The organism is Amycolatopsis albidoflavus (assembly GCF_039525725.1).
Classification (GTDB): domain Bacteria; phylum Actinomycetota; class Actinomycetes; order Mycobacteriales; family Pseudonocardiaceae; genus Amycolatopsis; species Amycolatopsis albidoflava.
In genome coordinates this window covers 45,646-58,935 of the sequence record NZ_BAAAHV010000031.1, presented here as the reverse complement: position 1 = coordinate 58,935, position 13,290 = coordinate 45,646, and the positions used below count along the sequence as shown (strand labels likewise).

Sequence of the window (13,290 nt, the reverse complement as noted above, 5' to 3'; positions counted from 1 at the left end):
CCGATTATTCCCCCGTCTTCCCGAATGAGGTTTCTGATGTCCCGCACCGTGTCCGAAGTGGCCGAGATCGTCGCGAACGCGCTGAGCGCCTTCGACGCCGCGCCGTTCGCTGACGTCCTCGCCGAGGACGCCGTCTACGAAATCCCGTTCACCGGCCATCGCTCGACCGGCCGCGACGCCGTACTGGCCACGCTCGGCGCGGGCAGCGCCGTCGCGGCCCGGATCGGCCTGGAGAAAGTCGAGGTCACCACTACCGAAACCGCGGACGGGTTCGCCGTCGAACTCGTCGCCGAGGGCCGCAATCCGCACACCGGCCACCGCTATCGGATCCCGTCGTCCGCCGGACTGCTGACCGTGCGGGACGGCGAGATCACCCGGTACCGCGACTACCCGAACAACGGCGCGGCAACCACGTTGCACGGGACGAAGGAGGTCTTCCAGCGCTTCCTCGACGCGGCCGTCGACAACCGCTGGGACGACCTCGCCGACCTGTACTCCGAGGACGTCGTGATCGAAATCCCGTTCGCACCGGCGGGCGTGCCGAAGGAGACGCGCGACCGCGAGGAGTTGCGCAAACGCTTTCACGAGGCAGGACAGCGGCGGCGGATCACCAAGTCGGACCGGGTGGTCGTGCACGAGACCGGCGACCCGGAGGTGCTGGTGGCGGAGTACGACCTGCACGGGGAGTTCGAGGGCAAGCCGTATGTGTCGACGTACGCGATGGTGCTGACGGTGCGCGACGGGCGGATCGTGCACTCCCGGGACTACTCGGGCGCGCCGGTGTTCACGGAATCGGCTTAAGCGGCGTCGACCCTCACCAGCCCGACCGCCATGTCCGCCAATGCCTCGCGCCCCTCCCGCGCCCGCGCGTCGACGGGGTCGCAGACGTACTGCAGGATCAGTCCGTCCACTCCGGCGACGATCATGCGCGCGAGGTGGTCGAAGGAAACGGCGGCGGTCTCGCCCGCCCGCTCGGCGGCTTCCCGGCACCAGGCAGCAACGACGCCGACGTAGCGCTCGTACTGGAGCCGGGCGAGCTCTTCGTGGCCCGGAGTGCGCAACGCGTACATCGTCAGCTCGTACTGCAGCAACTGCAGCTCGCGTCCGCCTTCGACGAGCTTGCCCCAGAAGGTGTCGAGTCCTTGCCGGATCGCGTTCTCCAGGCCTTGGTCGGTGATGGCCGAGGCCTGGAGAACACCGGCGATCTCGTCGACGACGTCCTCGATCACGGCCCGGAGCAGCTTCTCCTTGGACGGGAAGACGTACTGCATGGTGGCCAGCGGGACGTCCGCCTGGGCGGCGACAACGCGCAGCGAAGTCTTGGCGACGCCGTGGGCGGCCAGCGCGGCGCGGGCGGCCGCGATGAACTGCGTCCGGCGTACCGCGGCCTCGACGTACGGCACGGCCACTCCTTTCGGTCAGTCGACCGAAATCTTGCCACGAATCCTTGCCAGCCGCGGCGCCGCTCCTTAGGCTGCACCAATTCGGTCATCTGACCGAGTCTCCGGAACGCGAGGGAGCAAACCATGAAGGTCGTGGTCGTCGGCGCGGGACTGGCGGGGCTTTCCGCCGCACGGGAACTCAGCGACGCCGGAGCCGAGACAGTCGTGCTCGAAGCTCGCGACCGGGTCGGCGGGCGAGTCGAGGGCGGCGAGATCGGCGGCCATCCGATCGAACTCGGCGGCACCTGGATCGGCGAGGGCCATTCCCGGATGCACCGGCTCATCGGCGACCTCGGCCTGGAGACTTTCCGTACCTGGAACGACGAAGGCAAGACGCTTGTCCAGCTCGGCGGCAGGCGAGTCCTCGTCAACGGAGCCAAGGGCGCCGTGCCGCGGCTCAATCCGGTCGCGCTCGCCGACCTCGCGCAGGGTTTGGCCCGCTTCGGCAGGCTCGCCCGCGGCATCGACCCGGCCCAGCCGTGGACGCATCCGAAGGCGCGCCTGCTCGACAGCCAGACCTTCGCGACCTGGGTCCGGCGCAACCTGCGCACCCCGAGCGGGCGGGCCTACTTCCGGGTCGCGACCGAAGCCGTCTTCGCCGCCGATGCCAGTGATCTGTCCCTGCTGCACGCGCTGTTCTACGCAGTCAGCAACGCAGACCTGGAAACCCTCCTCGCCGTCGACCGCGGCGCACAGCAGGACCGCGTCGTCGGCGGCTCCGTCCTGGTGGCACAACGACTCGCCGACGGACTCGACGTCAGGCTTTCGACACCGGTCGCGTCGGTGGCCCACGACCGGACTGGGATCACGGTCACCACCCGTGCCGGTCAGAACTTCACCGGCGACCAGGTCGTCATCGCCCTCCCACCGACGCTCGCCGGACGGCTGAGGTACGCCCCGGTGCTGCCCGCTTGGCGCGACCAGCTGACGCAAAAGCTGCCAGCCGGCACCGTCGCCAAGTCGTTCGCCGCGTACTCGACGCCTTTCTGGCGCGAGCAGGGGCTCAACGGGCAGGTCGCTTCCGACACCGGCCCGGTCAAAGTCACCTTCGACGTTTCCCCGCCGGGCGGCGAGATCGGCGTCCTTCTGGGCTCGTCGAAGGCGGCGAGGCACGGCGCTGGCAGCGTCTTCCTGCCGACCGGCGCCGCCAGGCTGTGCTCGATTCCTTTGTCCGTTACCTAGGGCCGCGGGCCGCCGAACCGACTGCGTACGAGGAGAAGGACTGGAGCGCCGAGGAATTCACCCGCGGCTGTTACGGCGCCCACTTCGCCCCCGGTGTGTGGACCAGTTACGGCGACGTGCTGCGGCCACCGGTCGGCCGAATCCACTGGGCGGGTGCGGAGTACGCGGTGGAGTGGAACGGCTACATGGAGGGCGCAGTGCGATCCGGCAGCGCTGTCGCGGAAGAGATCCTGCGCCTTTGAATTGGCTCACTGAGTCGCGGTCTGGGAAGCCCCAGGAGTGAACACATGCTCCACCACCCCCACCGTCCAATCCCACACCCCCGGCACCAGCAGCACCCCCACCAGCGCGAACACCGGGAACACCAGCCGCGTCTCCACCTTCTTCCCGGTGTGCAGCCGGAGCGGCTTCGGCGGGCGGAGTTCGTACCAGGTCTCCCCCGCGATCGGCAGCGGGAACAGGAACGGGCAGCCCGACTCCGTCAGCGAATCGCCGAGACAATGCACGAAACAGCCGGCTGCGACGGCCACCCCCAGCCAGCCTGAGATGTCCGCCAGCTGGGCCACCCGGTCGTCTGGCGCGGTGAAGTACCACCAGGCCACCGCGCCGCCGTAGGGCAGCAGCAGCCAGTCGCCCAGTGCGGCGACGGCGAGCAGGAGTCCGAACAACAACACGCCCAGCACGGCCCAAGCTCCGCCGGCGGAACAGCCGGCGGAGGTGGCCGCGCCGAGGGCGACGGCGAACAGCAGGGTGTGCGAGAGGTGCCGGTGCGTGCCGGTCACCTTTTCGTCGCGCGGGCCCTTCGTCAGGGCGTATACCGCTGCGGACACCCGGCGCAGCAGCCAGGACAGCGCGCCGGTCAGCCAGCCGAACAGGCGGGTCGCGCTGGCGCTGGGATGGTCAAGGTCCGGCAGCAGCGCGAACCCGGCCGTGGTGGCCGCGAAGACCACCGCCTGGTGCACTGAGCCGACGCCGACCGCGGGCGCGAGGGCGAGGCCCGCGCACCAGCCGGTCAGGGCGTGCGTGCGCCCCATCATGATGGTTATCCCCCAGGTCGCGGACCACTTACTAAACCGGCGCGACCGTATCGGGAGATCAGGCCGGAGGTTCCTCCGACACGCTCAGGTGTTCGGCCACGCCGGTGAGCTCGATCACCCGGCTGACCGCCGGGCTCGGCACGACCTCGAGTTCGACGTTCTGTTCCCCGGCCTGCCGCTGGGCGTGCAGGACGACGTTCAGCGCCGAAGAATCGAAGAAGGTCACCCCGGTGAGGTCGGCCACCACGCGGCGGGAATTCTTGTCCGCGATCAATCCGGCAAGAGCTTCCTGCAGCTGCGGGCTGGTGAGCAGATCGAGCTCACCCGTGACCACCACCCTCGGCTCGGCGGCCGCGGTGTCCAGCGTGATGCCGAATCCGGGCGGAGTGGCGTTCTGGTCGGCTGCGGGCATGCAGTTTCTCCTCGTCAGGCGCTGCTCCTGCGCCGGTACGCGCCTGTAGTACTCAAGCGGCAACCGTGTCACGGTCCCAAGCATCTGGAGACTCAACCCTAACCCAGTGGGTGACCGCCGCCGCGTCGGCACATGGCTACACCTTGGCGCGCGGGCGCCCGGCGGACGCACAGGAGCCCGCGCACCGCAGGTGGGCGCGCGGGTCGTGGGCGGGACAGGTCAGGCGGACACCGTCTTGCGCTTCGCTCGCCGTTCGCGCATGAACAGCTCGCGGCGCTCGATCTCGCCGAGCCCGCCCCAGATTCCGTACGGCTCTTCGACCGTCATCGCGTGCTTGCGGCACTGCGCCAGCACCGGGCAGGTGTGGCAGATCGCCTTCGCGCGGGACTCGCGGCGCTCGCGCGCGGAGCCGCGCTCATTGTCGGTATGGAAGAACAGGCTGCTGTCCGCGCCTCGGCACGAGCCTTGAAGCTGCCACTCCCACTCCTCGGCCACCACGTTGGGCAGTCGGCTCACGTCAGCCATGTCGTCCCCACCTTTCCCGGGATGCACTCGACGGCTACATGCCCGCCGGTCGCGGCGGTCAAACCCGGGTTTGGTTTGCTCACCCCCCGGGCATGTGGCAGATCGGGCACGAAAGACTGGCGTGGCACGCCGGAGAGAGGACAGCACGTGGAGGAGAACGCCCCGCTCGAGCGCGAGGACGCACAGCTCATCGAGGTGCGGACGGCGGCTATCCCGCACGTGGTGCCCACTCTGCGCACCATCGTGGCCGACATCGCCATGCGGCAGGACTTCGACCTGGACGCGGTCGAGGACCTGCGGATGGCCGTGGACGAGGCCTGTTCGATGCTGCTGCCCTCGGCCGCCGACGGCAAGCTGACCTGCGTGTTCTCCTGGCTGGAGGGCCGGATCGAGGTCACTGTGTCGGTGGTCTCCGACCGCGCCGACCACGGCGACGAGACGGGTCTGTCCTGGCAGCTGCTGACCGCGCTCGCGACGTCGGCGCGGCGCACCGTGACCCCGGCCAACGGCCGGTACCTCTCCCGGGTGCAACTGGTCCGGGAGAGTGAGGCGGCCAGCTCGTGACGAACCCCGCCGGCGGCGACAAGCCCACCGACGTGGCAGGCCTGTTCCACGAGCTGACCGAACTGCCCGACCGTTCCCCGCGCCGCGAGGAGATCCGGGACCGGCTGGTGCGCGAGCATCTCGAACTGGCGCGCAACCTCGCCCGGAAGTTCCGCAACCGCGACGAGGCGATGGACGACCTCGTGCAGATCGCGACCGTCGGCCTCATCCACGCCGTCGACCGCTACGACCCCGCGCAGGGCACCGACTTCCTGGCCTTCGCCGTGCCGACGATCTCCGGCGAACTGCGCCACCACTTCCGCGACAACAGCTGGTCGGTCCGGGTGCCGAGACGGCTCAAGGAACTCAACGCGACGATCTCGGCCGCGCGCGAGGAGCTGACCGTGCGGCTGTCGCGCGCGCCGAAGCCCAGTGAGATCGCGCGTCATCTCGGCGTGCCGATCGAGGACGTCTACGAGGGCCTGCGGGCCGGGCAGGGCCGGTACGGGGCCTCGCTGGACAACCTGCTGGAGAACTCCGCGCACACGCGCTTCGGCGCGCCGGACGCGAACCTCGGCCAGGCCGAACTGCGCGAGGCGCTGCGGCCGATGCTGGACAGTCTTCCCGAGCGCGAGCGCAAGATCGTGGCGTTGCGCTTCGGGTCCGGGATGAGCCAGTCGGACATCGCGCGCCGCGTCGGGGTTTCCCAGATGCAGGTGTCCCGATTGCTCGCCGCGACGCTGAAAAAGCTCCGTACCGGACTGGCCGAGACTGACATCACCGAGGGCACCTGATTCGCCTTCGGCCGAGTTGGGTAAACACCACATGCGAGCACAGCGGTCGGGAGGTGCGGAAGCCATGACGACGTCGAGGATGCCAACCAGGAGCACCGGGGCGGCCGCCGCCACCGTGCGCCTGGAGCTCCCGGACGACGTCACCGCGCCCGCCATCGCGCGAGCCCAGGTTCGCGCCGCGCTCGCCCAGCTCGACGTCCCCGCCCAGGTGCGCGACGACGTGCTGCTGGCGACCTCCGAACTCGTCACCAACGCCTTCGAGCACGGCGACCGGCCGGACCGGCTGGAGCTCCGGCTCGAGCACGGCGAGCTGATGGTGCGGGTCTTCGACACCTCTGCCTCCATTCCGCAGCTGAAAGAACCGGTCGCCCCGTCCGCGGCGCGCAGCCGGGGGCTGATGCTGGTGCGCGCGCTGTCGCGGCGCTGGGGCTACGACCCGGCCGAGGGCGGCAAGTGCGTCTGGGCGGCGTTCGGCCTCGGCTGACGACGCCCGCCCACTACGAGCCCGGCCGCGCCGAGCGCTCCCAGCCCGACCCCGAGCCAGCCCGCGATCATCCGCGGCCGTTCGGCCACCGCGCAGCCGTCCTCGCCGTGCGCCTCGGCGATCAGCCAGCCCTCCGGCGCGCTGAGCGCCGTGCCGCAGCCGATCCGGACGCTCGTGGTGTCGGCCGGCGGATCGCCCTGGCCGAACATATTCGCGGGCAGTCCCAGCATCTGGTCGCTTCGCGTGCCGTAGATCGTCTGGACGTCGGTGGGGTTTCCGTTGCCGTCGAGGTAATAAAGGGCAGTCACCGGCAGCAGGAAGAACACGATCCCGGCGATGAAGGCCGCCGCGCTCGCGAGCCCGATCCACAGCGCCGGACGCCGGGCGAGGGCCAGGCGCGGTTCGCCGGGGAATGGCTGGTGAGCCGGGCCGCGGGACGGCGCGGGGCGGGGATCGTCGGTCATCGTCGAGTCTCCTGATCGGGAGTTGCCGACCCGGTTGTAGCCCGGTCCGCCGGGACGGGTCCCGAGGCGGCGCTGTCCGGTTTTGTCTCGTTCGCTCCCGTTGCCGGTGCCTTACGCTCGCCGGATGCTGGACGCAATCGGGGTGACTGGGGACGAGGAGCGGGTCTACCGGCTCCTCGTCGGGATGTTCGACGCCGGACCGCGTCAGGTGGCCGAGCAGCTCGGGCTCAGCCCGGCGCAGGTGTCGGCGATCCTGCGTTCGCTGCACGCCAAGGGACTGGTCAGCCTGGTCGCCGGCGACGAGCCGAAGTACGCGCCGTCGCCGCCGGACGTCGCGTTCGGGCCGTTGCTGATGCGCGGGCAGGAATCGCTGGAGTGGGCGCGCACCGCGGTGAGCCGGATGGCCGAGGAGTACCGCGGCGGCGCGCGGCGGCGGGACGCGACGCAACTGGTCGAGGTGATCACCGGCAGCGCGGCGATCCGGCAGCAGCTGACGAACATCCAGGTCGGCGCCCGGCACGAACTGCTGTGGTTCTGCCGGGCCGGGCACATCGCGATGGCGTCCGGCGAGAACGCCGACGAGTACGACGCGCTCGCCCGCGGCGTGCGGTACCGGGTCGTGTACGAGCGGGCGATGCTGGAAGAGCCCGGCATGATCGAGAACGTCGCGCACGGGATCCGACACGGCGAGGAGGCGCGGTCGTCGACCGTGGTGCCGGTGCGGCTGGCGATCGCCGACGGCACCATCGCGTTGTGCCCGCTGGTGCAGAACCTCGACGGCTCCGGCGAACCGACCGCCGCGCTGATCCGCGACAGCAGTTTGCTGGCCGCGCTGATCGCGTTGTTCGAGAGCTATTGGGAACGCGCGTGGCCGCTGCGCGCGGACGGCACTCCGCAAGACGCGGAACGGACGCCCGGCGGCTCCGGGCCGGATCGGGACGAGCTGCATCTGTTGTCGCTGCTGGTCGCGGGGGTCACCGACAAGGCGATCGCGACGCGGCTCGCGGTGAGCCAGCGGACCGTGCAGCGCCGGATCCACGACCTGATGTCCCGGATGAACGTGCAGACCCGGATGCAGCTGGCGTGGGAGGTCAGCAGGCAGGGCTGGCTCGACGAGCCTGCGGCAGCCGGATAACCGCGAGGGGTTATCCGGCTGCCTCTTTCTCAGGAGAGCCCGTAGGCCCGGATTACTGTCTGCTGCACCGCGTTCCCGTCGGCGTCGGACCCGTGCACGCGCAGGGAGACGAAGCCGTTGGTCCGGTCCAGCCGCGGATGGTCGACCACGGCGCGGAAGCGGCCGTCGCCGATGCCGTCCACCCGCTTGACGTCCGTCCACGTGCGACCGTCGTCATAGGACACTTCGACGGTCAGCCGCGGATTCTTGGGCGCTGCCATGCCGTCCTGATTTCGGACGGTGAACTCGACCGGCAGCGAACGCCCGGCGCGCGCCTTCTGCGTCAGGTCCGTCTGCACGCCGTAATCCACCTGCAGCAACGGAAGCAGGTCCGTTTTGCCTTCGGCGGGCCGCTTCGACCCGAAGGTCCACGACGTTTCGGTGTGCGTGCCGTACGCCCAGTCCGGAGTGGACTTGGTCAGCGACAGGTCGAGCCGGTACTTCGCCGGGTCCGCCGAGGCGGGGAACTTGCCCCACGCCGCCGGGCCTTCCTTGACGAGATTTCCGTCCTGGTAAAGCTTCGCGCTCACCTGGTCCGGTTCCTCGCCGAGACCCGATTCGGAAAACGCGTAGTGCGAGGTTTCCGGATCCGCGAACTCCGGGATGCGGAAGGCGAAAGTGTCGCCGGTGCGCGAGGTTTCCAGTCCAGCACCGCGCGGGATCGCCGGGCGAACCACTGGCGCGTACCAGTTTTCCGTCGCCCGCTGCCCGGCCTTGAAGGTGTGCGGCTGTTCGAGCATGCCGACCGCGAGCGGCTGGAAAGTGTCCCAGCTGAGCTTGTTGTTCACGCGGTGCTGCCAGATCGTCTCGTCGGTCGAAACGATCTCCTCGCGAGCCGTTCCGGTGTGCGCGTACCGCTGATACTGGTTGATCGCGGTCTTTTCCCAAGGACGCCAACCGAATCGCTGCTCGGAAAGCCACTCGTCCTTGCCGGTCGCGTGGTAATTCGCGGTGACCGTCGCGCTGTTGCGTTCGCTGACCTGGTAGACGATCTTCTGCGGGATCTGATCGTGCGTCACCTGCATGATGTCGTACAGGTACGGGCTCACCGGCGTGCCCTGCAGGAACATGCTGGTGAAACCGTATTTGGCATGGTCGGCCAGCTTCATGCCCTGTTCGTTCGTGATCAGCACGGCGGGAATCGGCAGGCGATTGCCGCGCGGCTGCCAGTGCCCGTACGTGTGCTCGTCGGGAAGGCTGACGACCATCACCATCGCGGCACCCGCGGCAGCGGCCTGTTTTGCCGCGGTATCCGGGTTGGTTCCGTCCTTGGCCGGGGTCACCAACGCGATTTTCCCGCGCGCCTTCGCGTATTGCTCCGGCTTATCGGCAGCGACCGGAACGACGCCGAGCCACTTGAACCCGGAAATCGCCGGGGACGACGCGTAGTAGAACAGTTCGGTCTTGATTCCCAGCCACGGCAACGTGGTCGCGGTCAGCATCGGCGCGGTGAGCTGCCACCGGGTGCCGAACTCGAACGTTCCGTTCTTCACCTTCTCCGTCGGCGTCACGTAGATGTGCCGGACTCCGGGGAATTCCATGACGTAGTTCGAGATCTTGCGCGAGCCGAATTCGCGGTGCGCGTAACTGCTGATGATGTTTTCCAGCGTCGACGGCCGCGGCGTCTTGATCTCCACCGGCACCGCGCTCCGCGCGTCCATCACCAGGTTCAGGTCCCCGGTCAGGGAGAACTCGGGCTTGAGCACGATCGCGAGTTCCTCGTCCGGAGCCCGTCCGGTGTGGAACATCGCGCGGGCGTAGTAGGTGCCCTCCGGGAGTTCGGTGACGAACGGATGGTCGCTGACGACGTCCCGCACGATGTCGTACCGCATGTCGTCGCCGAAGATCTGGAGATCCATCGGGTACGCCTTGCCGTCGCGGCCGATGCCGGTGACGGTCACCTTGTGCTTCGGCGGTTCCTTCACCAGGCCGACCGTCGTGTGCACCGCGCCGACGAGAACGCTGCCGGTGTAGTTGCCCGGCACCAGCGCGGCCGAGTCGACGGTGATCGCGACCGTCGCGGTCCCGTTGGCCGGAACCTCCACAGTGGACTTTTCGAGCTTCACCGCGTCGCCCGGCGTGGCACCGTCACCGCGGCGCAGGTCGAGTTTCGGCGTGATGGTGACCGGCGCGGAAGTCGTGTTGGTGTAAGTGATTTCCTTGCGCACCGGACCGCTGTCGTTGGTGACCGGGCCGAGGTTCAGCGTGCCAGTGGCGAAAACTCCGGGATGCACGGCCGCAGCCGCGACGTCCACCCGGCCGCCACCCTGCTGGAAAGCATTAAGCCCCGCAGACGGTTTCGACGTACTGGCCAAACCATCCTTGAGCTGCTGCGCGGTCCACTGTGGATACCGCTGCGCCAGAATCGCCGCCGCACCAGCGACATGCGGCGTCGCCATCGACGTACCAGACGCCGCAGTGTAGTACTGATCCACCACTTCACCAAGCGACGTACCAGCCGCGCGCGCCGCGACGATTCCCACGCCAGGCGCGGTGATGTCCGGCTTCACGGCCTGGTCGCCCTGACGCGGGCCCATGCTGGAGAACGGGGCCAGCTCGTCCTTGCGGTCCACCGCGCCGACGGTCAGCGCGGAATCCGCGGTGCCCGGCGTGCCGATGGTCGACGCGCCGTTCTGGCCGTCGTTGCCCGCGGCGACCACGAACAGCGCGCCGGTGCGGGCGGTGAGTTCGTTGAGGCCGACGCTGAGGTCGTCCGTGCCGTCGGTCGCGCCGCCGCCGAGGCTCATGTTGATCACCTTGGCGCCGGAGTTCGCGGCCCACTCCATCCCTTGCAGGACTTCGGAAGACGAGGCCGTCCCGTCGTCGCCGAGCACCTTGCCGACGTACAGCTTCGCACCCGGAGCCGCACCCTTGCGCGTGCCGCCCGCGGCCGCGCCGCTGCCCGCGATGGTCGCCGCGACGTGCGTGCCGTGGCCGAACCGGTCGATGACGTCCGGGCTGGTCGAGAAGTTCTCCGACTTCGCGACCTTGCCCGCGAGGTCCGGGTGGTTGGGGTCGTAGCCGGTGTCGAGCACGGCCACCGCGACGCCGGAGCCGTCGAATCCGGCCGCCCACGCCTCCGGCGCCCCGATCTGCGGGACGCTGCGGTCGAGCGACGCGTGCACCTTGCGGTCCAGCGTAATCCGTTCCACCGCACCGGAAGCCGCGCGCGGTCCGGTGAAGGACTGCCAGAACTCGCCGGCGCGCTTCTTGTCTTCCCGCAGCGCGCGGCCGTTCACGCTGGGCAGTTCGGCGCCCTGCGCGGTGGCGGCGAACGCCGGCGCGGAAGCGATCGAGACGCCCTTGGCGTAGTGCGCGATCATCGGCACCGTCGGGCTCGACTCGTCGGCGTAGCCCTGCGCGATCAGGTCGGTGACGTTGAACAAGGCTTTGTCGAGCCGCCGGTCCGCCACGAGCGACACCGCGTCGCCCGGGATGACCTGCAGCTTTCCGTCCACTTCGGACTGCGTGAAGCGGATGTTCTCCCGCCCCTTGCCCGGCCGGACTGTCGCGATCTGCCGTCCGCCTTGGACGCTTTCGACTTGCACGACGTCACCGGTGAGCAAGGTGACCGTGTGCCGCTCACCGGGACCGGATGCCGGTGAACCGCTCGCGGGCTCGGCCGCCGCGGGCACTGCCTGGCCGAGTGTCGCGACCAGTGCGCCCGTGCAGCCGAGAGTGATGGCTCGTGATCTCCACGTCATCGCACAAGATTCGGGGCGAGCCGGGGTTCACGTCACTACCTCTCGGTGTCGCGGTTGTGACATGTCGCAACTGGGACAACGCCTGGTCAGCCAGCCACTGTCGCGTAATAGGCCATTAGGCGGTCAGCCAGTTCGTCCGGACGGCTCAGCAGCGCGAGATGCGAACCGGCCATCTCGTCCGCGTCGATCCCCAGCCGCTCGCGCGCGACCCGGCGCAGCAGGTCGGCGGAGAAGAACCGGTCGTCGCGGAAGAGCAGGACTTTCGTTGGCACGTCCGGCAACCGCTCGCCCGGCCACGCCGCGCTGTACTCGGCGCTGTTCTGATCCCGGCCGCGCCGCTCGTTCTCCTCCGCCAGGTCGGCCGGGAGGTCCGCCATGAACTGCTCGGTGACGCTCAGCCCCTCGGCCGACTCGAAACCGACGTTGCCCCACCACTCCCCGGGAGCCTCGCCCGGCGCGGGCACCATCCCGGCGACGAACACGAGAAGCCGCGCGCCGACCCGTTCCGCCACGAGCGGCGCTGTGAACCCGCCGTAGGAATGGCCGACCACGACGACGTCCCGCGCCTCGCCGATCGCCGAGACGACGGTGTCGGTGAAGTCAGCGAACGTGGCCTGCGGGTTCTCGATCGGCAGGTCCGGGGCCACGACTTCGTGCCCGGACGCCTTCAGCCGCGCGGCGACCAGGTGCCAGTCCCAGCCGCTGCCGCCGCCCCCGTGGATCAGTGCGAAAGTCGCCATGTCGCCCAGCTTGTCACGCTGGGCAGCGCTTCAGCATGTCCTGCAGCGCGTTCTTCTCCATGTCCGTGATCGTCAGCCCGTAGAAGTGCTTCACGGTGACCCAGTCGGTCGCGTACGTGCACCAGAACGACACCAGCGGCGGCTTCCACTCGTCCGGAGCCTTGTCGCTCTTCTGCCGGTTCACGCTCGCGGTCACGGCGAACAGCTGCGGCCGCGTGAGGTCGTTCGCGAACTGCTCGCGCTTCTCCTGCGTCCAGTCGCGCGCGCCGCTCACCCAGGCCTGGCCGAGCGGGACCATGTGGTCGATGTCGAGCTGAGTCGCCTTGGTCCAGGTCTGGCCGTCGTACACGCTGACCCAGGTGCCCGCCGTCGGCTTGCAGTCGCTGCCCGCCTTGACGTCCTTGCCCGCGCGCTTGAGGACGACCTCGCGGGTGTCGCAGCTGTCGCCCTGGCTGTCCCAGTGCTTGAACTTGTCCCGCGAATAGCCGGTCATGTTTCCGCGGGCGCCGATTTTCAGTTCGGACAGCTGCTTCGTCGCGTCCGCCGCCGACGCCGGTGCGGCCTCGGACTTGGTGTCGCCGACTTCGCGCTGGCCGTACCAGAACCCGACGACAGCGATGAGCAGCACGACCGCGAGCAGCACGGTGCGCTTGGTGGGGAACGGCCGGGCCATGGTGCGCGGGATCCTCTCGGGCGGGGAGTTCGGGGAGCCGGAGTATGCCTGTCGCCGGGCCGGTAATCGCGCAGACACTCTCGGCAGCGTCCGAGGCGTGGCAAGGACCACGTCGG

14 protein-coding genes and 1 pseudogene are annotated in these 13,290 nt (G+C 69.3%); 7 read left to right on the top strand and 8 right to left on the bottom strand.

The genetic code is table 11. The annotated features are described in order from the left end of the window. Nucleotides 1-36: 36 nt before the first annotated feature. The gene (locus ABD156_RS44725; protein ID WP_344287760.1) at nucleotides 37-801 is read left to right on the top strand and encodes a nuclear transport factor 2 family protein; all 765 of its coding nucleotides are present in this window, start codon (nucleotides 37-39) and stop codon (nucleotides 799-801) included. On the opposite strand, the gene ABD156_RS44720 is transcribed toward ABD156_RS44725, so the two are convergent. After that, complete coding sequence (locus tag ABD156_RS44720) at nucleotides 798-1,403, bottom strand: TetR/AcrR family transcriptional regulator (protein WP_344287758.1); 606 nt, start codon at nucleotides 1,401-1,403, stop codon at nucleotides 798-800. The genes ABD156_RS44725 and ABD156_RS44720 overlap by 4 nt on opposite strands. 123 nt (nucleotides 1,404-1,526) lie before the next feature. On the opposite strand from ABD156_RS44720, the gene ABD156_RS44715 reads away from it, so the two are divergent. Both ABD156_RS44715 and ABD156_RS47955 read left to right on the top strand, forming a co-directional pair. Next, a complete protein-coding gene (locus ABD156_RS44715; RefSeq protein ID WP_425546131.1) occupies nucleotides 1,527-2,624 on the top strand; it encodes a flavin monoamine oxidase family protein in 1,098 nt (365 codons plus the stop codon). Next, nucleotides 2,588-2,866: pseudogene (locus tag ABD156_RS47955) on the top strand (flavin monoamine oxidase family protein); the annotation flags it as partial. The gene ABD156_RS44715 and the pseudogene ABD156_RS47955, both read left to right, overlap by 37 nt. A 6-nt stretch (nucleotides 2,867-2,872) precedes the next feature. Here ABD156_RS47955 and ABD156_RS44705 read toward each other — a convergent pair. The 3 genes from ABD156_RS44705 to ABD156_RS44695 form a co-directional block, all read right to left on the bottom strand. Continuing rightward, entirely contained in the window at nucleotides 2,873-3,658 is a 786-nt protein-coding gene (locus tag ABD156_RS44705; RefSeq protein ID WP_344288295.1) for a metal-dependent hydrolase, read from the bottom strand. A 61-nt stretch (nucleotides 3,659-3,719) separates the two neighbouring features. Next, entirely contained in the window at nucleotides 3,720-4,073 is a 354-nt protein-coding gene (locus ABD156_RS44700) for an STAS domain-containing protein (RefSeq protein WP_344287754.1), read from the bottom strand. Between the two features lie 219 nt (nucleotides 4,074-4,292). Further along, nucleotides 4,293-4,598: a WhiB family transcriptional regulator gene (locus ABD156_RS44695; protein WP_009086013.1), complete on the bottom strand. Its 306-nt coding sequence runs from the start codon at nucleotides 4,596-4,598 to the stop codon at nucleotides 4,293-4,295. A 147-nt stretch (nucleotides 4,599-4,745) separates the two neighbouring features. On the opposite strand from ABD156_RS44695, the gene ABD156_RS44690 reads away from it, so the two are divergent. The 3 genes from ABD156_RS44690 (at nucleotide 4,746) to ABD156_RS44680 (ending at nucleotide 6,419) form a co-directional block, all read left to right on the top strand. Continuing rightward, nucleotides 4,746-5,162 carry an ATP-binding protein gene (locus ABD156_RS44690; RefSeq protein WP_182893754.1) on the top strand — a complete coding sequence of 139 codons (417 nt, stop codon included), beginning with the start codon at nucleotides 4,746-4,748 and terminating at the stop codon, nucleotides 5,160-5,162. Continuing rightward, a complete protein-coding gene (locus ABD156_RS44685) occupies nucleotides 5,159-5,935 on the top strand; it encodes a SigB/SigF/SigG family RNA polymerase sigma factor (protein ID WP_344287747.1) in 777 nt (258 codons plus the stop codon). Before ABD156_RS44690 ends, ABD156_RS44685 begins: the two co-directional genes overlap by 4 nt. 64 nt (nucleotides 5,936-5,999) lie before the next feature. Beyond that, nucleotides 6,000-6,419, top strand: coding sequence for an ATP-binding protein (locus ABD156_RS44680; protein ID WP_344287745.1), 420 nt, complete (start codon nucleotides 6,000-6,002; stop codon nucleotides 6,417-6,419). On the opposite strand, the gene ABD156_RS44675 is transcribed toward ABD156_RS44680, so the two are convergent. Then, complete coding sequence (locus ABD156_RS44675; RefSeq protein ID WP_344287743.1) at nucleotides 6,365-6,883, bottom strand: hypothetical protein; 519 nt, start codon at nucleotides 6,881-6,883, stop codon at nucleotides 6,365-6,367. The genes ABD156_RS44680 and ABD156_RS44675 overlap by 55 nt on opposite strands. A gap of 124 nt (nucleotides 6,884-7,007) precedes the next feature. On the opposite strand from ABD156_RS44675, the gene ABD156_RS44670 reads away from it, so the two are divergent. Then, entirely contained in the window at nucleotides 7,008-8,018 is a 1,011-nt protein-coding gene (locus tag ABD156_RS44670) for a helix-turn-helix domain-containing protein (RefSeq protein WP_344287741.1), read from the top strand. Nucleotides 8,019-8,047: 29 nt separating this feature from the next. Here ABD156_RS44670 and ABD156_RS44665 read toward each other — a convergent pair whose 3' ends face one another. The 3 genes from ABD156_RS44665 to ABD156_RS44655 form a co-directional block, all read right to left on the bottom strand. Continuing rightward, nucleotides 8,048-11,761, bottom strand: a complete 3,714-nt coding sequence (locus ABD156_RS44665) for a S8 family peptidase (RefSeq protein WP_344287739.1) — start codon at nucleotides 11,759-11,761, stop codon at nucleotides 8,048-8,050. An 86-nt stretch (nucleotides 11,762-11,847) separates the two neighbouring features. Continuing rightward, the gene (locus ABD156_RS44660; protein ID WP_344287737.1) at nucleotides 11,848-12,501 is read right to left on the bottom strand and encodes an alpha/beta fold hydrolase; all 654 of its coding nucleotides are present in this window, start codon (nucleotides 12,499-12,501) and stop codon (nucleotides 11,848-11,850) included. Nucleotides 12,502-12,514: 13 nt separating this feature from the next. Continuing rightward, the gene (locus ABD156_RS44655) at nucleotides 12,515-13,174 is read right to left on the bottom strand and encodes an HNH endonuclease family protein (RefSeq protein ID WP_344287735.1); all 660 of its coding nucleotides are present in this window, start codon (nucleotides 13,172-13,174) and stop codon (nucleotides 12,515-12,517) included. Nucleotides 13,175-13,290: the final 116 nt, after the last annotated feature.